This is a genomic window from Calothrix sp. PCC 6303 (genome assembly GCF_000317435.1).
GTDB lineage: Bacteria > Cyanobacteriota > Cyanobacteriia > Cyanobacteriales > Nostocaceae > PCC-6303.
Genome location: NC_019751.1, coordinates 4,743,083 through 4,768,461, shown reverse-complemented (window position 1 = coordinate 4,768,461; position 25,379 = coordinate 4,743,083). Strand labels below are relative to the sequence as shown.

The window sequence follows — 25,379 nt, the reverse complement described above, 5'->3', positions numbered from 1 at the left end:
GTTGATTTAAATTTTTTTTTGAAGTCACAAAGATAAGTTTGATATGCATTGTTGACTACGAAGAAAAATTTTGGGGGTTGATAATTTATGAATTTTTCATCCCAAGTTTGCCAATTCCCCCAAAAAATACTAACCAAGTTATTACGACTATCCAATGAATCAAAACCACTAGCCACAGTGAACCTGTTATTCCGTAAATAATCGTACAGGTAGTTCCTAATAATCCAGCTAAAATCAAAAATACGGGGTTAAAAAATGTGAGCAATCCAGCTTTATAAAAATATTTAGCGTTTAGAGGATGGTAAACAATAAATAATATTAAACTGAAAGCTGCCCATAATGTCCATTCCCACCAATTTGTTGTTTCGCTTGGATGGGGTAATAGTAAAACCCGGAAGAATAATTCCTCCACAATGCTGGGTAGAAATAAGCAACGTATACTCAGTAAAGTTTTATCAACCCAATTTGCTGACCAAGTTTGAAGGGATAGAAAGCCAGATTTGAAGCCGAAAGTAATGGCAATAAGGCTATAGATTGCCAATGCGATCGCACTCGTTAAATAATGGCTGAATGTGGGAATTGATAGGGATGCTAAAATACGGTTGAGAATGATTGGCAGCGGTGATATATCGGTGAAGGGTATTTGAATTTTCCCGAAGAAAATTGTTGGTGCAATGGGTGTAATATCAGTTTGCCAGCCTCCTACCTGATTTGTTCGCAAAAAATGTACGATTGCCCCGTGTTTTAAGAATATCCTGGCGAGGTCATCATGCGCTTGTCGTGGCATCATTGTTCGCCATGTTGTCAAACCTGCCCAAATACTACCATCTTTAAATGGTTTGATGCTTTTTCCTGTTCCGGTACCTGCTAATATACTTGCTTGACTTTGCCAATCAGCACGGACTATTCCTAGGGGTGTTAATTGTCTTTCTAAGGATTGACTTAATTTAACTAGTTCTTGAAAGCGCAATGTTTGCGGATGCTTTGGGTTAGCTTTTAACCATGTTTGAATTTGCGGGTTTGTAGCGATTTTATTTTTGACAGTTAGTATCGTTACATACAATGCTTGGTTAGAATCTTGGACGCATGAAGTAGCAGGTGATACTGTTGCTCCACCAGTTCCATCACCACTACGATAACGTGCGATCCCAATCTGCAATTGTTGCTGAAATTCTTGTAATGGTGAAATTTTGACCCCATCAAAATCATAGTTTTGGGTTACGGGTTCATATTTGATTAATATATCAGATACTGGTCTTGTCGATAACCATCCACGTTGTAAATTACCCATATAGTTTGCCCATGTATGGGTTCCAGCAATAATTCCATCGGGGTTATGGGCATAAATTTGATGATATTGGATATCGAAGCGTAGTTTTTGAGTAAATTTGTCGCGGATAACTTCTGCGGTGCCAAAGGCAAAATGTCCGGTGATGGTTTCGACTACTCCCAGAGGTTCGGCTTTTTTTCCACCAATTCCACCATATAAGTGTAGTAGGATGGCTTTGTCGCCTTCTTGCCATTTTGATTGATTTGTTATTGAAATAGATACTGTATTTAAATTACCTTTATTTACTTCCGTATTTAGCCAGTTGAGTTTTTTTATATAATTCAGTCCTAATTCTTCACCTATAATCCTTTCATTTGGTTTAATTGAGAACAGGGAATAGGGTGCGATCGCTTGAACTGTAAACATATTATTTACATCATCTGCACCGTAAATATACCATCCATCTTTGCCTGCGGATGATTTTTCTATTTGTTGTGTGGTTGAAGGTGCAAAATTCCGAGTATCTCTTACTTGTTGAGGAATGCGAATTGTTTCTTCAACACCATCAAAGTTCTGGGAACTTGCATTGTAATGCTTTACTAAAAAGTAGTCATGATACTGTTTTTGTTTGGCTAATAAAAGAACTTTCGCATCTGATTTAATTCTAGGCTTTATTGGTTTTATAATTTTGACTAAACCGTAAAATCTACCAGTTATTAAAATAGGCTCACTATCTATTTTTAAAATAGATTTATCTTCACTATTAGCAATTATTGTATTGTCATTTAGCGCTACAATCGTATCATCATTTGGATTTGCACCAGCTAAAGAACGTAAAACACCTACTTGACGAACACCATTAAGTCTAAATGGGTGAATATTGCCTTGTTTTTGACTGTTGATAACTTCAGGAGTGAAATTTATATCTTTGGTGACAGCTTGAACAAGCATCAGCAAATCTTGATTTTTTTGCCATTCCAAACGTACAGTTTTTCCCAACAATTTTTCTGCTGCTGTTGGTGCATGTTCTACTTCCATCCATACCCAATCCAAACCATCTTGTAATTGTTCTGGGGTTGGTAAAATTAACCTCCCAATCCAGTTTCCAACAGGTTTGTAATTGTTTATCGAGATCTTTTGATTCAGGGGATAAAAGCTCGGCTGGTTAAAACCCTGATTTGTATGTATTGCGTAATTGCTGTTTTGCTGGACTAACTGTGGTTGTTTGCGAGATAGTTGTAACACCGCAAATACTGCGATAAATACTAGGATTATCAACACAAGCGATCGCAACTTTGTTTTTCGACCCAATTTACGTAATTATCTCCTTTTTCTAAGTCATTTTTTTGATTTTGCTCACACAGATTTTAGTTTGATGACACCACGATCAAAAACTCGATTATCAGTACCAATTCCTTGAATTTCAATTATATCTGGATATATTTCATAGCTAGCAAAGCTCAACTTTTCGGCTGAGTATTCTGTCCAAGGATTTTTACCCACTGGACGAGTTCCAGCACCACCACCACAAATTAAATAGGTAGTTCCATTAATAGCTGCTGTTCGTTCATAATGGTGTTCATGTCCATTAATATATAGTTGGACATTATATTTTTGAAACATCGGTGTAAATATTTGAATAAAGTCTGGATTACTGCCATATTGACCGGAAGCATAGATGGGATGATGTCCATAAACTATCTTCCAAAGTGCTTTAGACTTAGCTAATTCTTGCTCTAACCAAACTAATTGATTTTTCCAATCAGCATTACTATTAGTATCTAGAACAAAAAATTGGGCTTGATTGCGATTGTAGGTGTAATAACGACCTTTCATATTAAAGCCAGCATACTTCACCTGAAGATCACCATTGGCAGTGCGAATATCATGATTTCCCAAAGCCGCTCGAAACTTTACACCTTTTTTGAGCAACTTTCCGTAAGGACGTTCAAATACTTCGTTAATTTTTTCAAATTCCCCATTAGTATAGATATTATCCCCGGCTAAAACTACTAAATCATAAGGATTTTTAGTATGGTAGTTTGCCATAGCATTTGCCACAGCATACTGACCTTTAGTACCAGTTCCAGTATCAGCAACGGAAACAAATCTAAATAATAAATCTTTTCTCCGAGAGTTTGTCGGTTCCAAATTTTTTTTAGCCGTTACTGAATAGGCATAAAATATAGATGCAAACGCGCCTATCCCAGCTAATGACAAAAATTTACGGCGTTTTAGATTCATACAAATACTCGGTATGCGGGAAACTCAGCCACTTTAGTGCTGAGAGGGATGGTTCGACATGGCTCACCAGCCGCGACACGCAGCTTGCGTGCCGAAGGCAGTGGTTTTAACCACCGTGGATGTTAAAATCCAGATTTTTGATTGGAACCTGGAAACTAACTCCCTTTCGGGGTAATGTTAGCTAAGTCCCAAGGGGACACGCTACGCGAACGACCTGTTATAAGAGCTTGTTAGGCTTGCAACACTGTTCCAGTGACCTTAGAACTGTTTAATCACAAGCGACAGAGCAGGGGACTAGCTACGCATCCGCAGGGTGTCGTGACTCAAATAACGTTTACCTGTTGTCAGGTGGTCTGGTCAGTACAGCTTGCTTGATTTCTCAAACAAGCTCAGTCCCTTTAGGGCTGGGTTACTGACAAGTCTCCAAATGTAGAAATTTTAGCCGAAGTTAATCACAATAATAATATAGTCAGGCAGATAAAATATTATCCTAACTCGCAATAATTTTACTTGAGATCCTGAATAAACAAAGGGAGTGGGGGAATATTTGGATATGTTTGTGAGGATCAGGTGTTATTCCCAATTTCTCAACCGAAAGCGCACTGGCATTTTATCAGACGGATAAATTAACAGATTTTGTTGTAATTGTTCCACAGAAGAACGACCGTTGACCAATTCCCAGTCGAAGTAGCGGAGCAATAATGCTAACATCGTAGTTGACTCCAGCATTGATAGATGCTCTCCCAAACAACGATGAAGCCCTGAGCCAAAGTCTATCATTGGCAATGGACTAGTTTCTTTGCTCTTATCTAACCAACGTTCCGGCAAAAATTCCTCTGGATTAGCATAAACTTCTGGATCTCTTCCAGCAGCAAGCATCGACCATGATACTCCTGTACCACGAGGAATCTCTTTACCATCAATTACGGTGTCACGTTGAGTCTGCATCGAAGTTGAGCCTGATGCGACTGAATAAAGACGCAATGTCTCCTTAATAATTGCGCGAATATAAGCCAATTCCTTGAGGCTTTCTGCATTAATACCGCCAAAGTTGTTCCAAGTTTGATCAACAATGTCCTGTGCTTGCTGAAAAACTCTTGGATTTAAGCTCAACTCTGCGACTGCAAAGGATAAACTATGGGCTGTTGTGTCAGTACCAGCTATTAAGAGTTCAACAGATTCTGCTATTAATGTTTGGCGATCGTATTTTGCTTCTTTGGCAGCGATTTTAACTAACATTGATTCCTGGAACAAAGAACTTACCTGTGGTAAATCGGTTTTATTTTGTTGGCTTATCCGTAAAGCTAAGTCTACACGAGGAGTTATAAATTCCTCCAAATATCGCCTTGCTGCCCAATAATCTTGTGAATTTTTAGTTGGCAAATATTTCATCCATCTCTTCTCGCCAGTAGCTTGTCGTAGAAACCGATAGCCGACAACAGACATCGCTTCGTACATCTTCATCACTTCCAAGGGTGGACCTTCATTACTAGTGCTATTTTTATCCACAGGAATACCCAGCACTAGAGAAGAAATCACCCTCATTGTTAGTTCTACAAACAGAGGATCTACCTGAACTTCTTTTGGTGGAGATGCTTCCTTCAGTGTCTCAATGACTTGTTCGCAGGCTTGGCTAATAAATTCCGCGTACTTCGAGAGACTGCTAGAACTAAATTCTGGGTTCCAAGCCTTGCGTCGCCACTGCCACTCAGTCCCGGTTTCTCCGATCATAATCGGACCAATGATATCGTTCCAGGCTTGGCGCAATCGCTGAGTTCTGATTAGGCTACCATCTCTCATACCATTGACAATGGTATCTTCAATAACTTTGGGTTTACTTAAAACAACAGTTGGATGGCTGCCATTCCAAATAACATACATTGGACCTAGTTCTTGACTCCAATCAAAAAATAGCCGAAATAATTTCTTCTGTTTTACTGCTGCTAACATTTGCGGAATATTTCCTAACAACCAGTGTTGGGGAGGAGAAGGGAGTGATTGAAGTGATTTATATGTCTTCTTTTGTTTCCACCAGCGCCAACCAATTGTTCCTGCTATGCTAGTAATGCTTAGGGTTGTAGCTAAATATGCAAATGAGGAAGAATAAGCAATCTGACCAGTAATCTCTTGGAACATAAATCCACCTTTGTCCACCAAAAACTTCAGACTACCCAGATAGTACCTTATTGTTTTCCAATTCGCTCAGAGATTAGTTCTTTTCGGTCAAAATTTCATGTCACAAGGCAATCTTAACTCCCAACCTCCTAATTCTCCAGATCCGCGTCGAAAGCGCTACCCAAGACCTCAGCCATTTTGGAAGACTACAATTATCCAATTTTTGCGGGGAACAATTGGTGTTCTCGAAGTGACGGTGGATAAACTTGAAACTGAACCCAGTAGTGATGATTCTAGTGCTACAGTTAGCGGGGGAATTCTCAATGGAATCCGTTCGCTGTTACCTGTGGGTTTAGCTTCCCAACTATCAGATACTGCTTTGGGTGGAGCAATTGTGCTTGTAGCCGTGGTGTTAATATGGGGAACAACTTCTATATTTACTGGTAAAACTACTGAGATTGCTAAGGCACCAGAAATCGAACCTGTAACACCAACTATTTCTACCCCAGAAGCAACTATAACTCCCACAGTTTCCCCACCGATTGCTGTTGATATCGAACCATCACCACCAATAGTTGAAGAGACACCAGTAGTAGAAGCGACTGAGGAACCAATAGAGGAAGTACCAGAACCAATACCCACAGAGACACCAACACCCGTATTTGTCCCCCTCACACCCGAACAAACGCTAATTGCATCTATAGAAAACAGGATATCAGAAGTAAGCGATCGCGTTTCTTCAGGAATCATCAAATCAACTCAGGCAAACTTCGCTACCAGTAGCCTAGTGATTAAAGTCAGTGACCAATGGTACGATCTTAAACCTAGTCAACAAGACAAATTAGCATTGGAAATGTTTCAACGCTCTCAAGAGTTAGATTTTAGTCATTTAGAAATAGTTGATATTTTAGATAGGCTAGTAGCAAGAAACCCCGTAATCGGCACAGAAATGATCATTTTTAAACGCGATCTAAATCAACCTGAACAAGCATAAGTCATAAAATTAATTATTTCTAAAGTAATTCATCTAACTAAGTTTGATTTAGTACTATTAGTGAGTAAGTATTCGCAAAATTGGATAAAAAAGATGAAACTTAGTGCGAGAAATACACTTAAAGCTACTGTAAAAAAAATTATTCCTGGTACTGTTAATTCGGAAGTAATTCTTGAGTTGTCTCCAGGAGTTGAAGTTACCGCAATTATTACGAAAGACTCTGTTGAATCCTTAGGAATTGCCGAAGGTAAGACAGCTTATGCTGTAATTAAATCAACTGATGTGATGCTTGGTGTTGATTAAAAACGATTGCAGAACTTACGCATTGATCGAAGAAACGGAGGGGCAGGGGGTAGGGAGCGGGGAGAGCAAGCCCTGCCCTGGAGCGGAACATGGGTATCAAGCTCCGTCATTCCAGGACGCTCTGGACTGGTGGGAGTCTGAGCTTCCAATCCTCCCCTCTGCCCCTGCTAGAAAGCTTCCCTGACTTCGGCAGTGACAAAACGATCATGCCTCATTGTGGTAAACTGTGAGCCTTTTTGCGATTAAAGCGTAAATCTCTACTCCCAGTCGGAGATAATTTCTGTAACAATATGTAAAGAATAGACTTAAGAGATTTGCAGATATTGCATGGGAGCTAACGATGGCAACTTCACAAAACGAATTTAAGATCCAGAAGACAGATCAAGAATGGAAGGAAAGCTTGACACCAGAACAGTTTCAGGTACTTCGTAAACATGGTACGGAGCGTCCTCACACCAGCCCCCTAAATAAAGAGTATGGTGAAGGTACCTATGTTTGCGCTGCTTGTGGAACTCCCGTTTTTACATCAACCACTAAATTTGATAGTGGCACAGGTTGGCCGAGTTTTTATCAACCCATTGAAGAGGGAATAGACACAACTGTTGATCGCTCATTCTTCATGACTAGGGTAGAAGTTCACTGCAAAAATTGTGGTGGACACTTAGGTCATGTGTTTAATGATGGTCCAGCACCAACAGGTAAGCGTTACTGTATCAATGGTGTGTCTCTGAAGTTTGATCAACAGTAGAGATAACCGCGTATCCGCGACTTCAAACAGTCGCGGATCGGAGGCTATTTTCAGCGTCAAACTAATTATGCGATCGCTACTAGCTCAATATCAAAAACTAGATCCTCCCCAGCTAAAGGGTGATTTGCATCCAAAGTCACCAGAGACTCCTCAACCTTGGTAATCACAACTGGAATCATTTCCCCTGTAGGTTGCTCGAGTTGCAACTGCTGACCAACTTCTGGTTCTAATTCCGCTGGCATTTGTTCCCGATCGACTTCAATTACCATATCCGGATTATACAAGCCATAAGCCTGCTCCACAGGAATCTCTGCTGTTTTTGTCTCACCAGTATTCATTCCTACAACTGCGTTTTCAAATCCAGCTATTAGCTCTCCTTCGCCAAGTGTAAATTCTAAAGGGTCGCCACCGTTAGAAGAATCAAAAACTGTTCCATCAGACAGTTTCCCTGTGTAATGAACAGTAACAGTGTCACCAATTTTTGCTTGTGTCATTATGATCATCCTCGCACTTCTACAATTATGTGCTGCTGAATTTTTTACCGTCAGTATCAAATAAAATTTCCTTTCAAATATGCACCTTACCTGAAAATGATAATTAAGGGAATACAGAATTTGGTTGAAATGTGTTGAATAATAGAATAATTTGAGCTAAACTCGCGCTGTTAATGTCTTTGCGTGTAAAGTGTTTAGTAATACTACACTAAATATAAGTTGTATTGTTGTCTACTTTATTTAAGATGTCAGCTTAGATAGAGCGCAAGTCAATCTAAACCGAACGGACAAATCAACTGATAACAAACTATTCTTCTTCCTTTTTAGTTGGTACATCGTTTGGCGGTGGTTGTTGAACATTGATTACGTTTTGTACTTCAGAAATCATCACAAATTCAGTTTCTCTTTCTGCATCACTATTCCATTGATCCAAGATATCTTTGATCAGAATTTCCTGTACCCAAATTTTGGCAACTACAGTTAAAGGCAAGGCTAAAAACAGCCCCAAGAAACCAAAGAAAGTCACGAAAAACAGTTGAGAAATTAAAGTTACCGCAGGTAAAAGGGATACTTGACGAGCCATTACATACGGTGTAAGAAAATTACTTTCAATTTGCTGAATAACTAAATAAACAATGAACACAGCTAGAGATTTCCAGGGTGCATCTAATAATGCGATCGCCATTGCCGGAATCACGCTCATTGTCGGACCTAAATTAGGAATTAAATTCAAAAATCCTGCCAAAATTCCCAATGCTAAAGCCGCAGGTACACCGAGAATGGACAATCCCACCACACTCATAATTCCCACAGCACTCATAGCAATAAATGCACCAGTCACCCATCCTTCTAAAGACTCTTCGCATTTATCGAGAATGCCATCAATACGTCGGCGGTAAAATGAAGGGAATAAGCGGACAAATACTTTGCGGTAAGCTTTGGGATCTGCTAAGAACATCCCTGTTAAAACTAACACCAGTAATATTTTGAGTAAAGCTTCTAAAGAACCCGACAAAAAAGCAAAAGAACTCCCTAAAACCGGACTAATAAACCTCTGTGCTTCTTGAACCAAGCGATTAATATCAGGAATATATGTAATTAGTTGAGGAGGAATATGGGTTTTTTGTTCTAGTAACCAAAAATTCACACGCTGCAAACCTTGGGGAACTTTTCGTGTTAACTCTTGAAATTGATCAACAAATGGAGGCACAATCAACCAAAAGAATCCCACAACCAAGGCTATAAATATCAAAACAGAAATAATTACAGAAATCCCACGCTTCAATCCCAGTCGCTGGAAACGTCTAGATAGGCGATTAAGGGTAGTGGCTAGAACAACCGCAGCGAAAGCTAATAGTAAAGCTTCCCGTATCTGCCATAAAATATATGACGAAAGAACAATAGCTAATAAGCCAATCCATTGACCAAGTTTCACACCCTCAACCTCACCAGTATTAATTCAGCTAGATTAGCCGATTTCGATGATATTCGCCTGCATATTGTTAGGTAACTTTATTTGTCAATGAAGGCAGGAGGCAGGAGACGGGTTTTTGGAGGAAGCAAGAAAAGCCAAAGAACTTTTCCCCTTAAAAGGCTACGGTGTACACACAAGTCTTTTATAGTTGCGTCCCAGGCTTTTGATCCCCCAACCCCCTTACACTTGGCGTTCGCCTTTGGCGTGGCGAAGCCTCAGCCGCTCTAAAAGAGTTAGGGGGCTTTTTAAGGGGAGGCTTCCACCGGCTTTGGTCAAGAGTTTAATATCTTCAAGGATTCTTCCACATGTCCTTGAAAATTCAGCATCGAATCAAAAACATGTTTGACAACACCGTTGCCATCAATAATATAGGTAATCCGACCGGGAAATAAACCAAATAGTGACTTTGCACCATAAGCATTGCGTACTTTGTCACCTTGGTCACTTAGAAGTGTGAATGGTAACTGGTATTTTTCTGCAAACTTTTGATGAGATGCGGGAGAGTCCCCACTAATGCCGATTACTTCTGCACCTGCCGATTTAAATACTTCATACTGATCGCGGAAAGCACATGATTCTGCTGTACATCCCGGTGTATCATCTTTGGGGTAAAAATAAAGCACAACTGATTTGCCACGAAAATCTTGGAGGCTAACTGATGTACCATTTTGCGAAGGCAGGCTAAAATCTGGGGCTGCATCACCTGTTTTAATTGCCATAAAATTTCTAATTTTTTGTAGTTATTTGTTGGGAAGAATTTCAAACATCAGGGATAACTCGCTGTTTTAGGGCGAGACTTCCTCTAACTTGGTAAACAAATCTTGCGATCGCTTTACAAAATTTTATCTTAAATATGGCTCAACTATGGGTATTTTCTGTTCAATATCAGGGAAGATGAACTAAATCCAAAAATCAAATATTATCAATTAGTTTTAATCTATGCGCCTAACTTCACTGGATGTATTTCGAGGTGCCACCATCGCAGGTATGATTCTTGTGAATATGGTGAGTCTGGCAGAACCAAATGTTTATCCTGCTTTGCTTCATGCCGATTGGCATGGATGTACTTTAGCTGATTTGGTGTTTCCCTTCTTCCTCTTTATTGTCGGTGTGGCAATGTCGTTTTCGTTTGCTAAATACACCGACGTGATACCCAAGGTGGAAAAAGAAAAGGATGCGATTGGGGCTTTGCAGCAGTTTTTGGCTAAGGAAAGTTCTGCTGCTGGGGGTGCCAAACCTCCCTACAAGAAGATTTTTCGCCGTGGGGCAATTTTGTTTGCCCTTGGTTTATTCCTAAATCTATTTTGGAATAGTAAAAATTTACCTTATTTTGACTTTAGCACTCTCCGAATTATGGGGGTGTTGCAGCGCATCGCCTTGACATACTTGTTTGCTTCGTTGATTGTTTTGAAGTTACCGAAAAAAGCCCAATGGATTGTTGCCGGGGTGTTATTGGTGGGTTACTGGTTATTAATGATGTATGTTCCAATTCCAGAATATGGCGCTGGGGAAATCGGTACTCGCACAGGTAATTTTGCTGCATATATTGATCGTTTTATTATTCCAAAAGCACATCTTTATAAAGGTGATGGTTTTAATAATTTTGGTGATCCGGAAGGACTTTTCAGTACAATTCCAGCAATTGTTAGTGTTTTAGGTGGTTATTTTTCTGGTCAATGGATACGGAGCCAACCAGTAAAAACACGTACTAGTTTGGGTTTAGCTTTAGCGGGAATTGGCTGTTTAATTATTGCTTGGTTATTTGCTTTAGATTTTCCGATTAATAAGAAATTGTGGACTAGTTCCTATGTAATTTTTACTACTGGCTGGGCATTGTTGCTACTGGCTGGGTGTTATGAATTGATTGAAGTTCAAAAAATTCGGAGTTGGGCTAAACCATTTGAGGTTTTGGGGATGAATGCGATCGCTATTTTCACCGCATCTGTATTATTCATTAAAATATTGGCAAAAACCGTCATTGGTACAGGCGATACGGCGACGAACCTATACACTGTGATTTATAAAAATCTCTTTGCATCTTGGGCAGGTGGTTTAAATGGTTCATTTTTATTTGCTTTTGTTACTGTATTACTGTGGTTGGGGGTAGCTTGGATGATGTACCGTCAACGCCTATTTATCAAAATTTAGAATAGGGGTTTTTAGAGATATGCGATCGCATCTGCGATCCAATGAATGTAAAAAACAATATACCCAATCCAAGTTCAAATCCTTAGGGTTGCTTTTATTACTTAACTAAACCTAAATCATGTTTTCTCGATAACCTCCAGCATAGGTAATCACACACATCTGACGGTATTTAGCATGAATTCCAAAAGCAACTCCAGCTAATTTAAAAGCTGGATTAAAAATATTAACCCTATGACCTCGATCTGGAACTCCATCATCGATTATTAGCTGCATAATAATATCTTCTGGCATATAGGAGCCATAGCTAATATTTTCACCAGCAGTAACTAACCACTTCCCATAACGCTCCATCCGTAAAAATGGATTACTGCCATCACTGCCATTGTGACCTGTTATACCTTTTATCCCCTGATTTTTAACATGATCCTGGGCTGCTAAGGACATTCCCCTCGACACAGTTAGAGGAGGTGCTGGAGTAACTTTTTTGAGGTATTTAATTGCTTCATCCACAGCTTTAACTCCTTCCTGAGTTTGGAGATAAACATCTGAAGAAAGCCAAACTCGTTTTCCATCAAAGCGCTGTTTATAGCTCTCTAAAATTTCTATATAGGATCGGGAATGGGATGCTCCTTCATAATTACTACAAGAGCGTGCTTTGTTCATTTCAACAACCACTTGTTCCTCAAGGGGTGAAAGCCAAGGATGTGTTACAGTTTTCATCTTTATGGGAGCAAATATACGAAATACATATAGCTCCACAATCTCACAAAATATTTTCGGATATTTTTTTAGATTATTTTTGTTTGATTATTTTTTTGGATGGCAAATATGTATATGTTCAAATACCCGACTTATTTTACAATTCGGGTATCTAGTTTAGGGTATTGTTAAAGACTCAGCTACTGAGTCAGTAGTTGCACATTACTTAACTGTAATTTCCGTTTCTACGAGGACTACGGGCACCAGTAACAGCACCAGCAATTGAAGTGACTAAACCTAATATTGAGCCGAAGACAAACCACCACAAACTTTGACGAACTCCAGAGGCAAGCTCACGCGCTTGTTGAGCGCTAACATTTGTTTGGGGAACATCAAGAGCGCGTCCTTGTATTTGGTTAACAACTTCTCCCGCATTGGAAGCTGCAACACCAAATGCACCAGATACACCACTTGCTAATAGCCAAGAACTGACAGCTAAGGTTGTTGCCCAGAGGATAGCACCGTTGAGTATAGCGGTATTCCGATTCATCGGACCACAGGCGCGAGCTGTCACCCAGCCACCAGTAAATAGGGAAATTAATAGGGCGATTATTGACCAAATGCCCACACCACCAGCAACATCACCAGCAATTGTACGTGGTCTACCCGATGCTTCTATGTTACCTGCACCAATCGCTGCGAACATAGCGCTGAGAACCAGTTGAGTTGCTAATGCTACCAATAAACCAGAGATAATTGGACCCCAGCGAACCCGATCATGGTAATCTGCTACGCGAGCTACCACAGCTGGCTCGGAAATAACATCACCCTCATCCATTCTATTTACATATGACATAGAGTTTCGCTCCTTACTATTACCTAATTTTTGCTAAATAGTGCTTTTTAGTGAGTTCCTATTTGTTATACGATTAAACGCTAAATTAGGTTAGTAAATATCCATCAGTAGAAGTAATTTTCAACTCTATCTTTGGGGTGAAAACTGTTTATTTTCACGAAACAAGGGCTTTAATAATTAAAAAAACTTCATAAATGAAATTATTGACGAATTTTTACAGCGGTTCCTGTAGCTGTAATCAACATCAAGACTCCAGATTGATCGACATTAATTGTTCCAGTATCAACTGCAATCCCAATAACTGCATTTGCTCCTAAGCGTTTTGCTCTTTCTTGAAGTTCGGCTAGTGCTTTTTGTTGACCTTGTTCAAATAAGCGCTCATAGCTAACAGTTCTACCGCCAATTATGTCACGAATACTTGCTACAAAATCCCGTAGAAAGTTGCTGCCGTAAACTACTTCTGCTGTAACAATTCCCAGATAAGAATCGACAACTGCACCTTGTAATACATCTGTTGTGGTTAAAATCATATTTGTCAGTAATTTGTACTTTCTTATAGTATAGTCTGATGGTAAAGGTAATCATTTGTCGTATTTGAACAGTTGCTGGAGTCAGAAGGAGGGAAAATACACAATCAAATAATTGGAGCCTAGAATCTTAATTGAAATGCAAATTTAGTCACAAAATAGCCAAAATTACCAATATTCGTTTTTTCTGCCTAATGAGGAACTAAATCAAAAAAACATGAATCTTAGATGAAAGTGAATAGGTAGAGTTTGCAAATGAGAATATTTTTGTTTTAATAAACAAACGATTATGGAAATTTTAAAAGAAGTTGCAAAAACTTTTGGGTAATTACTGTGTACAATCGGATACAACTTATTCTTAGTATTCTTTTAGTTGGAAGCATTGCTACTACCGTGCCAACATTAGCTCAGGCACAAACACTTGTAGCACAACGCACAACCCAGGAAGTAAAGCAGATGCTAGAAGAAGGAAAAAGACTGGTGGATGCTGGCGATTATGGTGGTGCGATCGCTATTTACAAGGAAGCGGCAGCGGCAGACCCACGCAATGCGACAATTCAATCAGGAATTGGCTATCTATACGCGCAACAAGGAAATTTGCCCTCTGCACTCATAGCATATCGGCGTGCGGTAGCTTTAAACCCCAATAATGATGACTATCAGTATGCTTTGGGTTATGTGAGTGGAAATCTAGGAGATAATCGTGCTGCGAAGGATGCTTATCGAAAAGCAATTCAAATTAACCGTAACAATGCTAATGCTTATTTGGGGTTAGCAACGATTCTATTGCGCTTGGGTGAAACCAATAATGCCATGTGGGCAACTGAACAGGCAATGAATCTGGAACCAAATAACCCTCAAGTATTTGAGTTGCGAGGTACGTTCTTGATGAAACAGGGTAAATCGAAAGATGCGATCGCGCTATTCCGAAAAGCTCGTGACTTATACGAAAAACAAGGCAAGCAAGATAATGCGAACCGTGTCGAGGCAACCATCCGCAAAATTCGTAGTTAGCACTTGAGCAGGGAGCAGGGGAGGCAGGGGAAGTAGGGGAGGCAGGGGAAGCAGGGGAAGTAAAATACCTCTACTGCCTACTGCCTTCTCATAACACCTACTTACCCTAAACCCTGTTCCTGAGATTAAGTTAATCTATAACCACTGTGAGTATATTCAGAGGCTGCCAAAGCAGTCCAAACCCCAGTTGTATTATCCTGGGAGTATTTAGGTAGATAGTGGGCAAAACCATTCTCAGTAATTTGCGCGATCGCATCTATAAACCGCTGGCAATCTTCAAAATTATTAGATAGAGCAAAACTTGCCCGAATAATTGTCGGAATATTCCGAGTTATGCCCTGATCCACCTCCGCAGCAATCACTTCATCCTGTTCATCAGAAATACCCTTAAGTTTACGGATATATTCATAGGTACAGAAAGCACCTGCTCTGACACCAATTCCATATTCTTGAGCCAGAATTTCTGCAACTAAACGTCCATCAAAACCATCAATATCAAAGGGAATCACATGGGCAATACCATCACCAGCAATATGTATTCTTACCCCTGGAATAGATGAAAGTTGCTTAAAAGTATACTCCACTAACGAATGCTCATAATGAGCAATTTCTTCCCTTCCCAAACTTTCAATAATTTGGATGGACTTGGCAATAGCCACAGCACCCATCGCGTTTGGTGTCCCTGGATCATGGGCACGTTCGGTATAAAATCGCTTAATTTCTAAATTTCTGGTGATATATGGTAAATTTCCACCACCAATTTGGTAAGGATGAAACTGATCAAAAAAGTTCTTGGAACCTACTAAAATTCCAGTTCCGTAGGGAGCATACATCTTATGTCCAGAAAACGCCACAAAATCTAAATGGCACGGATCATTATCTGGTAGCATATCAACTCGATCATGCTGCACCAATTGACATAAATCTGCAAAAATTTTAATGCCGTACCGATGAGCTAAAGCCGCAATTTCATAAATTGGCGGTTTGTAACCTGTAATTGTCGAAGCTCCGGTAATAGTTAATAATTTAATTTGCTCAGTTACTGGTAAATCTTTATGCGCTACTAATATAGCTTCAATTTTAGCAATATCAACGCTACCATCGGCTTCTGTCCGATATTGAACCACCTCATTATTAACCACCCAAGGTAGTAAATTGGAAGAGTGTTCAATGTCCGAAACTAATATTTTACCGGGAATCTTTGCCCACAAAGTTGCTGCCGCGTTAATTGCTTCTGTTGTGTTTTTCGCAAATATGACATAGTTATTTTGGCTAGCACCAACAAAATTACGAATTACATCACGACTATTATCATATTCCCTAGTAGAGATTAATGATTTTTGTCCCGAACCACGATGGACGCTACCATAGCAGTCAAGCATCTCCTCAACATATCGCTTTACTGGTGCGAAGGGTGCAGTTGTTGCTCCGTTATCCAAATTGACATACCGCACTTCCTTTCCGTCTGTGGTTTTAACCTGGAAGCACAAGGATTCTTCTGTAAATAGAGGCTGAATATTTTCTTGCCAAAAATTATCAAGTTCGTTTTGTGACTTTGTAATGGGTTTGACTTGTAGTTGCATATTTCTGTCTCGATAAACTCTAAATGACTGTAAGATCCAAGTTTGATAATTGCCTAAAGTTCAGCAAGATTTTCCCTACATGCAACTACGCTAAAAATTAAATAGCATCAATTACCTGTTCATTAAATTTGACGGTTGTTTTCAGCAGTTTTAATGATTATTTATAGCCGCTGTGAACTTTGACAAACTGAGAGGATGTTTGAAAAGTCCTCTTGTGGGTAGCAAAACGTTCTAGATCCTCCCCCTAGCGCCCCTTTTTAAGGTGGATTTATGGGGATATCTAAGTAATTAAAATTACCGCTAACCACTTTTCAAACAACCTCTGAAATAAGTTTGCCGTTAAAACTACTAAACCGTTAAACCTAATAGAGGAAAATGTTGATAACTAAACTTTTGACAATTAAAAGTTGCTCCATCCTAATCAACTGCACCTAAAGATTTTTATGTACATTGATGCTTCTTTGAAAGAATATCTTGATTAAAAAAATAATCAAAAATATGCTGAGATATTAGAATGATTAATATTTTCAGCAGGCATCGTCAGAAAAATTTTAGGTATGATTGTTCTTCCACACATATATTTTCATTTTATAATCTATCCCAAAAGGAATATTTAAACAATTCCCTCTATGGTAGTTGTGAATGACAAAACATAAGTGATACTATTAAGTGTTGATAAATAATAAATATAAATAAGTGGCAAAAAAAGGCTTATAAACTTCATCAGTCCGTGATTGGGAAAATCAATTAAATATGTCGAAAATCGCTGATAATAAATGCTGATAGTTCGCCGTCAAGAGATAAATATTTTATAGACTTGCTTTTATTTGCTTCGCTTCGTGATATGTACTTCGGCGAAAACTTATGCAGACAAACACGTAATAATCTTTATTAGATGTATATTAAAATACTAAAAGATCTACTGAAATCACCAGTAGAAGATGACTTTGGTCATATAGGGCTGGAAAAAGACTGATGACTTTTGTCATATCGAAAGATTGGACTTTTTGTAAGATAATTACTAGCATATATTTATACGAATAGGACTGCCAAGTTATGGGTGCAGTGATAGATATTGACAGGATGATGTGGGCGAAATTAACTTGATTTAGTCAGCGAATATTCAGTTAAGAATCTAGCAATTCAGAATCTGGATCTTATTCAATTGTAAAAAGGCTATGACTTAGTGGCTAATTATTGCGATCGCAGAAATGAATTATGACTATCGATATCACTCAACCCAAAGATTCAACATCATCTGCCAAAATTCAGAGAAAAGGCAGAAACAACTGGCTATTATGGCTCTTAATTCTCGGTCTGTTGGGGGGAATTGGGGCATTGGTATATAGGCAAATGGTGGTTGTTCCCAAACAGGAAGCAACACAAAGAGTTGTCACAGGTTCTGTGGAGCGACGTAATCTAGCAATTGTGATTTCTGCCAACGGGACTGTGAAGCCAGAGCGCTCCATTAACGTTAGCCCGAAAAATTCAGGTATAGTCAAGAGATTATTAGTGAAAGAAGGAGATATTGTCCAGGCAGGTCAAATCATCGCCTACATGGATGATTCCAACTTCCAAGGACAACTTACCCAAGCAAGGGGACAGTTAGCACAAGCTGAGGCAAATCTGCAAAAAATTCAAGCGGGGAACCGTCCCCAAGACATTGCCCAAGCACAGGCACAATTAGAAGAAGTCCAAGCAAACCTTCAAAAAGCCCAAGCGGGGAATCGTCCCCAAGATGTTGCTCAAGCACAGGCAAGATTAACTAGCGCTCAAGCAACCTTAAATAGGACTGAAGATGACTTTCAACGCAACCAACAGCTGTATAGTTCTGGTGCGATCGCACTCCAAGTTCTAAACCAAAAACGCGCCGATCGTGATAGCGCTCAAGCTGCTGTTACAGAAGCACAACAAGCCTTAGCCCTCCAAAAAGCTGGCTCTCGTCCCGAAGACATTAGTCAACTCCAAGCTGTAGTTAGACAGAGGCAGCAAGCTTTAGCCCTCCTCAAAGCCGGAAATAGACAAGAAGACATTAATCAAGCCCGCGCTCAGGTAATTTCTGCCCGTGGTTCCCTGCAAAATATCCAATCTCAAATTAGCGATACCGTAATTAAAGCCCCCTTCGATGGCTTAGTCACCAAAAAATACGCCGATCCTGGGGCATTCGTGACTCCAACCACTGCTGCCAGTTCTGTTTCCTCCTCCCTCTCCTCTTCGATTCTCTCCCTAGCTACAGCCAACGAAGTAGTAGCCAACTTAGCCGAAACCAACATTGCCAAAATCCAACTTGGGCAACCAGTCACCATCAGAGCCGATGCTTTCCCCGGCAAAAGTTTTACAGGTAAAGTTAGTCAAATTGCCGCACAAGCAACAGTAGAGCAAAATGTCACCAGCTTTGAGGTGAAAGTTGCCCTTGATGACAAAGAGCGATCGCTACGGTCGGGGATGAACGTAGAAGCCGATTTTCAGGCAGGTGAACTGGAAAATACTTTGGTAGTGCCAACAGCAGCGGTGGTACGGCGGGAAAATTCTACAGGAGTATTTGTATCTGGAAACACTGCTCAACCAGTATTTAAACGGATTCAAACGGGCGTAACCGTCGATCGGTTTACCGAAGTCAAATCGGGACTACAAGGCAATGAAAAAGTCTTGCTGAGTTTCCCTCCAGGAACTAGAACCCAATCAACACCCAGGGGTGGAGTTCTCCCCGGTGGCGGTGGAGGCTCCCGCAGATGATCAAGCTCAAGCCGATCAACAAAAAAACTCCTAAGCCTATTGATACCCGTACAGTGCCGCTGCTGGAAATATTATCCATGGCGATAGAGACCCTGTGGAGTAACAAATTACGCACCGGGTTGACAATGCTGGGGGTAATTATTGGTATTTCCTCAGTGATTGCCATTACTTCTGTAGGGCAAGGTGTGCAAAAAGGAGTTGAGCAGCAAATCCAATCCTTGGGTACAAACGTATTGCAGGTATTAGCAGGTGCAGCCAGAAGCGGGAATAATATTAGCCAAGGACTAGGATCTAGTAGCACTTTAACCTGGGAAGACAGCAAAGCGATCGCCAAACAAGCTCCATCCGCTGAAATCGTTTCTGCTTACCTCCAACGTAGTGCTCAAGTGGTGTACGAAGGACAAAACACCTCAACCATAATTTACGGTACAGATTTAAACTACCCAGAAGCAAGAAACACCTTTACCCAACAAGGTAGATTTTTTACCCAAGAAGAATTAGATACCGCTGCACAAGTTGCAGTAATTGGTCCGACGGTTCAAAAAACACTTTTTTCCCAAGGTGCCAACCCCATCGGTGAAAGAATTCGGATTCGGGGAGAAGCATACGAAGTCATCGGAATTACAGAGGCAAAAGGTTCCCAAGGACCAATGGATCGAGATGACCAAATTTTTATTCCCCTCACCAGCATGTCAGCCAGATTAGTGGGAAATAATGCCCTAGCTGGGATTTCTGTAAACGGAATTTTAATTAAAGCCAGCGATCAACAAAAACTAGAAGCTGCTCAGTTTCAAGTGACAAATATCCTCCGATTGCGGCACAATATCTATCCTCCCCAACCTGATGATTTCCGCATCACCAACCAAGCAGATATTATTAGTACTTTTACAAATGTCGTGGGTTTATTCACAGTTATGGTAGTTGCCATTGCTGGGATTTCCCTAGTAGTTGGCGGTATTGGTATTGCTAACATTATGCTAGTTTCAGTTGTGGAACGCACAAGGGAAATTGGCATTCGTAAAGCAGTAGGAGCAACAAATTCGGCTATTCTCAATCAATTTCTAACAGAAGCAATCGTTATTTCCAGCTTGGGTGGTGGTATTGGGATTGCTATAGGAATAATCATTGCTTTTGCCGCTGCAACAGTGTTTAAGTTTCCTTTTGTCATCTCGCTACTTTCAATTATTGTTGGTTTTCTTCTTTCATTGATTGTCGGTTTAATAGCTGGGGTAATTCCAGCTAGGAACGCAGCTAAACTAGATCCAATCAACGCCCTACGCAGCGATTAAACCCCTCAATTCCTCTCCTCCGTCTTTCTTTGCGGTTTCTCTGCGTTAAACTCCGCGTTTCTTTGCGTTAAAAAAATTAATTACTACACAAACCAACCAATTAAAATGCCTACCATGATTTGGATGGAATCCATCACCAAAACCTATCAACTAGGAGAAGTTAGCGTTCCAATTCTCAAAGGAATCGAACTTGCCATCGAAGAAGGGGAATATGTTTCCATTATGGGAGCATCAGGTTCTGGTAAATCCACACTGATGAATATTTTAGGATGCTTAGATCGTCCTACAGGTGGAGACTATATATTTGAAGGTCGCAACCTCACCACCTTTAATGATGATGAATTAGCCTATATTCGTAACCAAAGAATCGGGTTTGTGTTTCAACAATTTAACCTGTTAGCACGGGCAACAGCCTTAGATAATGTAATGTTACCAATGGTTTACGCGAATTTACCCAAACCCAAACGTCGAGAAAGAGCCTTAGCAGCATTAGAACGGGTGGGATTAGCAGAGAGAACCACAAATCGTCCCAGTCAGCTATCTGGTGGGCAACAACAGCGAGTAGCGATCGCACGCGCGCTAGTAAACCGTCCAGCACTGGTTTTAGCAGATGAACCTACAGGTGCTTTGGATACGGAAACATCCCATGATGTGATGAAGTTGTTAACTGAGTTAAATGAACAAGGCATCACCATTGTGATTGTTACCCACGAACCAGATATTGCCGCCCAAACCAAGCGGATTATCCGGGTTCAAGATGGTTTAATTGTGAATTAGGAAGCAAAAGTAGAGGAAGCATTGACTCAATTTGCGGCAGGCGTGCGTGACGTAAGTCGTTTACGCGATGTTATGCTATATCCATTATAAAATAAGCTGTCCATGTAGCAATGAAGCTCGAATCGTGATCTGTTCATTACTGTGTATCTTGACATGACTTGGGAAACATTATCAGAAAACGGGGAATATAAGGTATCTGATTTTAAAGTATTACAGACAGCAGACATCCAGCATTTTTTGCCTTTGTTTAAAGAACTGACTGAATTTAACGAACGCTTTCTGCTTTCAATGCTAAGGTGGTGCGGTTATGGACGCAAACGAAATCGTGAAGTACCTGTGTGGAGCGTCTATGTGGCATTTCACTTGAATAAGCCTATTGGGGTAACAGGAGTTTACTGTGAGCAAGAAGATCCCTCTGAGCGATGTTGGTTAGGTTGGTTTGGAATCATACCCGATTACCGTCGTAAGAGAGTAGGTTCATATTTGTTCAATACAACTTGTAAAATCTCTCGTAGTAAGGGTTTCTCATCACTCTACATTTACACTGGAGGAAGCAATGAAAAAGCAATTTCTTTTTACGAGTCTATCGGTTGCAACAAGCTAGGATTTGGATACGAAGTCTTTCCAAACTCTTGTTTTGATAATTTTTCTAAAAGTAACATGATACTAGCGTTTGATTTGACCTCTACTGACAAAGTTAATTCAAAATCTTTTCCTTTGCTTCCGTTAGCAGATTCGTAGCTTAGGTGGAAGCACTTGGAGATTAGTTTTCTCAGTTACAGCACTTCCGGCTATTACACAGTAGAGTTTTGTCCTTGCCCCTCTCCTACTCATAGTTTTCAGCTTTAAGTGTGTACCTCATAGCTGCCCGAAGTGCTGTATGTTAGTTTCTGTACTCCCTGACACCGAATCTACGAGCGATTGCGTAGCTTGCGCGACGTAAGTTGTTCGCACTAACTAGGTTCTATTCTCATGAAATATCGCTCTATTTTGTGGCTTAACGGTTTATGTTTATTAATTGTCATTACTTTACTTGCCTATACCAAATATATTAATCCGCTAGCTGGTGCCTTATTCATGCCACCTCATTTTCCAAATTCTTTAACTGAGGGGCTATTAACAAATATTTTTCAGTTATTGTGCGCTGTTCCACCGTTAATTTGTGCCTTTAGCTTTATTGTTCTGAAAAAGATTGCTCCTCAAAATAAAAACAATCGATTTATTTTTTATTCTGCATTAGTAACTTTAGGGTTTTTAATGAATGAAAAATATAGAATTCATATAATATTCCTTGCAGATTTTGGCATTCCCAAATTCTTAACTATAGTGGTTTATGCTCTGATAGGTCTCTATTATGGAATTACTTTCAGGCGGGAAATAATCAAATCGACTCCTTACGTTTTACTTCTGATCGGTTTAGGATTACTAATTTCTGGTATCTTTGTGGATTTATTGCACTTAGGGAGCAGTTCTTCCAGTCCTTTGGAAGGAATTCCGAAGTTGTTCAGTGGAATTAATGTTGCACTTTATTATTGGCTTATATGTTACAAAGAGGTGGTAAATTCCTTTAAGTAAGGTTAAAATCACCACTTTTTAACAGCTTTGCGATATTCTCACCAGTGAGACTTCCGTACAAGCTGATGAACAAAATACGGAAGAATTAAAAATACTATTGATTATTTGAAAGCTATATATCAAGGCTTCTATAATGGTGATCTGCATCTCCACACTTCTGGCTTCCGACTAAAATTAACCTAGACTAAAAATCTCAAAATCTAAACCTAAACTTCTATGCGAAACTCTCTAGCTGCAAATGCTGCTCAAGCACGTCAAACTAAACAGGTATTTGCTCGACCGGAAGATCAGTTATCCTATGAATTAGGTAAGGCGGTACAGGAATTACCGCCTTTGTATACCAGAGTATTAGCAGGGACACTGAGCGCTGTAGTCTTTAGTGCGATCGCGTGGGCGTATTTTTCCCAAATTGACGAGGTTGCCACCGCACCAGGTGAATTGATTGCCTCAACCCAGGTACGTCCTGTTACATCCATCGGCAATGGTTCCATTGTTGCAGTCAGAGTTAAAGAAGGCGATCGCGTCACCAAAAATCAAGTATTGGTAGAACGAGATCCCGAATATCAACAATTAGATGTAACCCGTCTTTCCCAATCAGCCAAGTTAATTAAAGAAGATATCAGCCGTCTCAACGCTGAACGCACTGGAAATAAAGACGCTGGTAGTCAGATGCAAGACGAACTATTAAGCGCCCGCTTAAAGGATTTTGAATCCCGTCAAGCTGCCGCAGAAGCTGAAGCAAAACGCCAAACAGCCTTAATAGATCAAGCCAAAGTTCGCTTGGCAAGACTACAAGAAAACCTTACAAATGCTCGCACCAGCCAGGAAAATTCCAAAGCTAATTACGAAAACTCTCTTCTTCTTCGCACTAAAGTTGAAGAAAACCTGGCTTTAGCACAGAAGCGTGAAGAAAGTATGCGTAAACTAGTGGCAAGTAGCGCTGTACCTCGCCTAGATTATTTGGAAGCTCAAGATCGTCTCAACCGTGCCAAAGCGGAATTAACTAGGGCTGGAGACGAAATTATCAATTCCCAAAACAAAATTACTGAAGCTACAGATAAAGCCACTTCTTTAGAAAAGGACATCGCTGCCCAAGTACAGGAAGTTCGTCAAGCGCAACAGGCTTACCAAAGTGCCAAAAACCAATCTGATAGGGTGGCTTCTGAGCGTCAAAGTGAAGTTTTGACCCAAATGAATAAACGCCGCGAAGAACTCACTGATGTCAGCGGTAAGCTTGATCAGGCAAGGAAGCAAAGTGACTATGAAACTATTAAATCTCCTGTTTCCGGAACCATTTACAGCATCAAAGCAACCAAGGGACCTGTACAATCTGGTGAAGAACTCCTATCAATTTTACCAGATGGTGAGGAAATCCTCTTGGAAGTAAAAGTTCTTAACCGCGATATCGGCTTTATTCGTCAAGGCATGAAAGCTAAGGTGAAAATGGCAACATTCCCATTCCAAGAATTTGGCACCATAGATGGGGAAGTGGTCAAAATCAGCCCTAATGCAATTGTTGATAAGGAATTAGGCTTGGTTTTCCCCACCCGCATTAAGTTGAAAAAAGACAGGTTAACTGTAAGGGGTGAAGAAGTTGTATTTACTCCCGGTATGTCAGCAAGTGGGGAAATTGTCACCCGCAAAAAATCAGTGTTGACTTTTATTATGGAGCCAATTACCCGCAGATTTAGCGAGGCTTTCTCTGTGAGGTAAGATTTTCTGCAATTGCCAATTAAAATCAGTGAACAGTAAACAGTTATCAAAGTTTGAGTCAGGCATTTAACCCCCACTCAAACCTGCCACTTTTTCCCGAATGATCTGGGCAGAGAAAGCCCCTAAATTATATTTATGGGGGCTTGAAACTGTGAGTTTGCAAAAATATGTCAATTTTTGGTTAGTTCTGTATAGGTGTATTGAGCGGGTAAACTGATAGCTGTTAACTGTTCACTAATGATTACCATTTCAAAAATGCTGCTTCCGCTCCTTCTTCACGACGAATTCTTGCATCGTTTTCAAACCATTGAATAACTTGCTGCACCGTCAAATCTTCTATAGGCACATTATTCTCTTCTGCAACGTGTTTCAACAGCCTTAGAGATGAAATTGTGATTCTAGTCAAAAACTTTTCTGAGGAAGATAATAACGCAGCATCTACTTTCGCAGATTCTTCCGAAGTCAAAAACTGTGTCCCTGGTTGCTGGGGTTGTGAATCCATAAAATTTAGAAATGACGACAAAGTTTAACAATATCAGGACTTATGCAAGTATCTTGAAAAAATGAAGGAGGCAGGAGGCAAAAGGCAGAGGGCAGAAGGAACAATTGGGAGAGGATTCCGACCCCAGTGGGATCTTAAACCCTTGTTACCTTTGGTGACAGCAGAGGACAGAAAACAGTATTCTCTTCTGCCCTCTGCCTTTCCCGATAATGCGACAGATGGCTTGGTAGGGGTTTAGCACTGCTAAACCCCTACAGCTTGTTTATATGTTGCAATGATTTTTTCAATCGGTATAAGCTCTAATAGCAGATTTTTTTG

The 25,379-nt window shown here is 40.2% G+C and carries 23 protein-coding genes; 12 read left to right on the top strand and 11 right to left on the bottom strand.

All coding sequences use genetic code 11. From position 1 onward, the window contains the following. Positions 1-85 precede the first annotated feature (85 nt). The 3 genes from CAL6303_RS19400 to CAL6303_RS19390 form a co-directional block, all read right to left on the bottom strand. Positions 86-2,581, bottom strand: a complete 2,496-nt coding sequence (locus CAL6303_RS19400) for a type II CAAX prenyl endopeptidase Rce1 family protein (RefSeq protein ID WP_041739783.1) — start codon at positions 2,579-2,581, stop codon at positions 86-88. 45 nt (positions 2,582-2,626) lie between these two features. Next, the gene (locus tag CAL6303_RS19395) at positions 2,627-3,514 is read right to left on the bottom strand and encodes a metallophosphoesterase family protein (protein ID WP_015199529.1); all 888 of its coding nucleotides are present in this window, start codon (positions 3,512-3,514) and stop codon (positions 2,627-2,629) included. 573 nt (positions 3,515-4,087) lie between these two features. Then, positions 4,088-5,650, bottom strand: coding sequence for a cytochrome P450 (locus tag CAL6303_RS19390; protein ID WP_015199528.1), 1,563 nt, complete (start codon positions 5,648-5,650; stop codon positions 4,088-4,090). Between the two features lie 97 nt (positions 5,651-5,747). Between CAL6303_RS19390 and CAL6303_RS19385 the strand changes: the two genes are divergently transcribed. The 3 genes from CAL6303_RS19385 (at position 5,748) to msrB (ending at position 7,674) form a co-directional block, all read left to right on the top strand. After that, complete coding sequence (locus CAL6303_RS19385; RefSeq protein ID WP_015199527.1) at positions 5,748-6,623, top strand: hypothetical protein; 876 nt, start codon at positions 5,748-5,750, stop codon at positions 6,621-6,623. Positions 6,624-6,716: 93 nt separating this feature from the next. Next, positions 6,717-6,926, top strand: coding sequence for a TOBE domain-containing protein (locus CAL6303_RS19380; RefSeq protein WP_015199526.1), 210 nt, complete (start codon positions 6,717-6,719; stop codon positions 6,924-6,926). A 340-nt stretch (positions 6,927-7,266) separates the two neighbouring features. Next, positions 7,267-7,674: a peptide-methionine (R)-S-oxide reductase MsrB gene (msrB, locus tag CAL6303_RS19370; RefSeq protein ID WP_015199525.1), complete on the top strand. Its 408-nt coding sequence runs from the start codon at positions 7,267-7,269 to the stop codon at positions 7,672-7,674. Between the two features lie 65 nt (positions 7,675-7,739). Here msrB and CAL6303_RS19365 read toward each other — a convergent pair whose 3' ends face one another. The 3 genes from CAL6303_RS19365 to CAL6303_RS19355 all read right to left on the bottom strand — a co-directional run bounded on the left by CAL6303_RS19365 (position 7,740) and on the right by CAL6303_RS19355 (position 10,361). Next, positions 7,740-8,168, bottom strand: a complete 429-nt coding sequence (locus tag CAL6303_RS19365; protein ID WP_015199524.1) for an FKBP-type peptidyl-prolyl cis-trans isomerase — start codon at positions 8,166-8,168, stop codon at positions 7,740-7,742. Positions 8,169-8,475: 307 nt separating this feature from the next. Then, the gene (locus CAL6303_RS19360; protein WP_015199523.1) at positions 8,476-9,603 is read right to left on the bottom strand and encodes an AI-2E family transporter; all 1,128 of its coding nucleotides are present in this window, start codon (positions 9,601-9,603) and stop codon (positions 8,476-8,478) included. Positions 9,604-9,914: 311 nt separating this feature from the next. Next, complete coding sequence (locus CAL6303_RS19355; RefSeq protein ID WP_015199522.1) at positions 9,915-10,361, bottom strand: peroxiredoxin; 447 nt, start codon at positions 10,359-10,361, stop codon at positions 9,915-9,917. Between the two features lie 220 nt (positions 10,362-10,581). Here CAL6303_RS19355 and CAL6303_RS19350 point away from each other — a divergent pair, with 220 nt between their 5' ends. Then, positions 10,582-11,790 carry an acyltransferase family protein gene (locus tag CAL6303_RS19350; protein WP_015199521.1) on the top strand — a complete coding sequence of 403 codons (1,209 nt, stop codon included), beginning with the start codon at positions 10,582-10,584 and terminating at the stop codon, positions 11,788-11,790. A gap of 111 nt (positions 11,791-11,901) precedes the next feature. On the opposite strand, the gene CAL6303_RS19345 is transcribed toward CAL6303_RS19350, so the two are convergent. The 3 genes from CAL6303_RS19345 to CAL6303_RS19335 form a co-directional block, all read right to left on the bottom strand. Further along, complete coding sequence (locus CAL6303_RS19345; RefSeq protein ID WP_041739778.1) at positions 11,902-12,510, bottom strand: CAP domain-containing protein; 609 nt, start codon at positions 12,508-12,510, stop codon at positions 11,902-11,904. A gap of 205 nt (positions 12,511-12,715) precedes the next feature. Beyond that, positions 12,716-13,345 (bottom strand): hypothetical protein, encoded by a 630-nt coding sequence (locus tag CAL6303_RS19340; RefSeq protein ID WP_015199519.1) that lies wholly within the window; start codon positions 13,343-13,345, stop codon positions 12,716-12,718. Positions 13,346-13,545: 200 nt separating this feature from the next. Continuing rightward, positions 13,546-13,875 (bottom strand): YbjQ family protein, encoded by a 330-nt coding sequence (locus tag CAL6303_RS19335; protein ID WP_015199518.1) that lies wholly within the window; start codon positions 13,873-13,875, stop codon positions 13,546-13,548. Positions 13,876-14,205: 330 nt separating this feature from the next. Between CAL6303_RS19335 and CAL6303_RS19330 the strand changes: the two genes are divergently transcribed. Next, entirely contained in the window at positions 14,206-14,886 is a 681-nt protein-coding gene (locus tag CAL6303_RS19330; RefSeq protein WP_015199517.1) for a tetratricopeptide repeat protein, read from the top strand. A 125-nt stretch (positions 14,887-15,011) separates the two neighbouring features. Here CAL6303_RS19330 and CAL6303_RS19325 read toward each other — a convergent pair whose 3' ends face one another. Continuing rightward, the gene (locus tag CAL6303_RS19325; protein WP_015199516.1) at positions 15,012-16,469 is read right to left on the bottom strand and encodes an aminotransferase class V-fold PLP-dependent enzyme; all 1,458 of its coding nucleotides are present in this window, start codon (positions 16,467-16,469) and stop codon (positions 15,012-15,014) included. A 1,218-nt stretch (positions 16,470-17,687) separates the two neighbouring features. On the opposite strand from CAL6303_RS19325, the gene CAL6303_RS19320 reads away from it, so the two are divergent. From CAL6303_RS19320 to CAL6303_RS19295, 6 genes are all read left to right on the top strand, one after another. Further along, positions 17,688-19,205, top strand: a complete 1,518-nt coding sequence (locus CAL6303_RS19320; RefSeq protein ID WP_015199515.1) for an efflux RND transporter periplasmic adaptor subunit — start codon at positions 17,688-17,690, stop codon at positions 19,203-19,205. A gap of 77 nt (positions 19,206-19,282) precedes the next feature. Then, positions 19,283-20,494, top strand: a complete 1,212-nt coding sequence (locus CAL6303_RS19315; protein WP_203225930.1) for an ABC transporter permease — start codon at positions 19,283-19,285, stop codon at positions 20,492-20,494. 105 nt (positions 20,495-20,599) lie between these two features. Continuing rightward, positions 20,600-21,271, top strand: coding sequence for an ABC transporter ATP-binding protein (locus CAL6303_RS19310; RefSeq protein ID WP_015199513.1), 672 nt, complete (start codon positions 20,600-20,602; stop codon positions 21,269-21,271). Positions 21,272-21,424: 153 nt separating this feature from the next. Then, entirely contained in the window at positions 21,425-22,012 is a 588-nt protein-coding gene (locus CAL6303_RS19305; protein ID WP_015199512.1) for a GNAT family N-acetyltransferase, read from the top strand. 231 nt (positions 22,013-22,243) lie between these two features. Then, complete coding sequence (locus CAL6303_RS19300) at positions 22,244-22,846, top strand: hypothetical protein (RefSeq protein WP_015199511.1); 603 nt, start codon at positions 22,244-22,246, stop codon at positions 22,844-22,846. A 216-nt stretch (positions 22,847-23,062) separates the two neighbouring features. After that, entirely contained in the window at positions 23,063-24,559 is a 1,497-nt protein-coding gene (locus CAL6303_RS19295) for an HlyD family efflux transporter periplasmic adaptor subunit (RefSeq protein WP_015199510.1), read from the top strand. Positions 24,560-24,800: 241 nt separating this feature from the next. On the opposite strand, the gene CAL6303_RS19290 is transcribed toward CAL6303_RS19295, so the two are convergent. Continuing rightward, positions 24,801-25,061: a hypothetical protein gene (locus CAL6303_RS19290; protein ID WP_015199509.1), complete on the bottom strand. Its 261-nt coding sequence runs from the start codon at positions 25,059-25,061 to the stop codon at positions 24,801-24,803. A 61-nt stretch (positions 25,062-25,122) separates the two neighbouring features. On the opposite strand from CAL6303_RS19290, the gene CAL6303_RS30435 reads away from it, so the two are divergent. After that, complete coding sequence (locus CAL6303_RS30435) at positions 25,123-25,299, top strand: hypothetical protein (RefSeq protein WP_015199508.1); 177 nt, start codon at positions 25,123-25,125, stop codon at positions 25,297-25,299. Positions 25,300-25,379 lie beyond the last annotated feature (80 nt).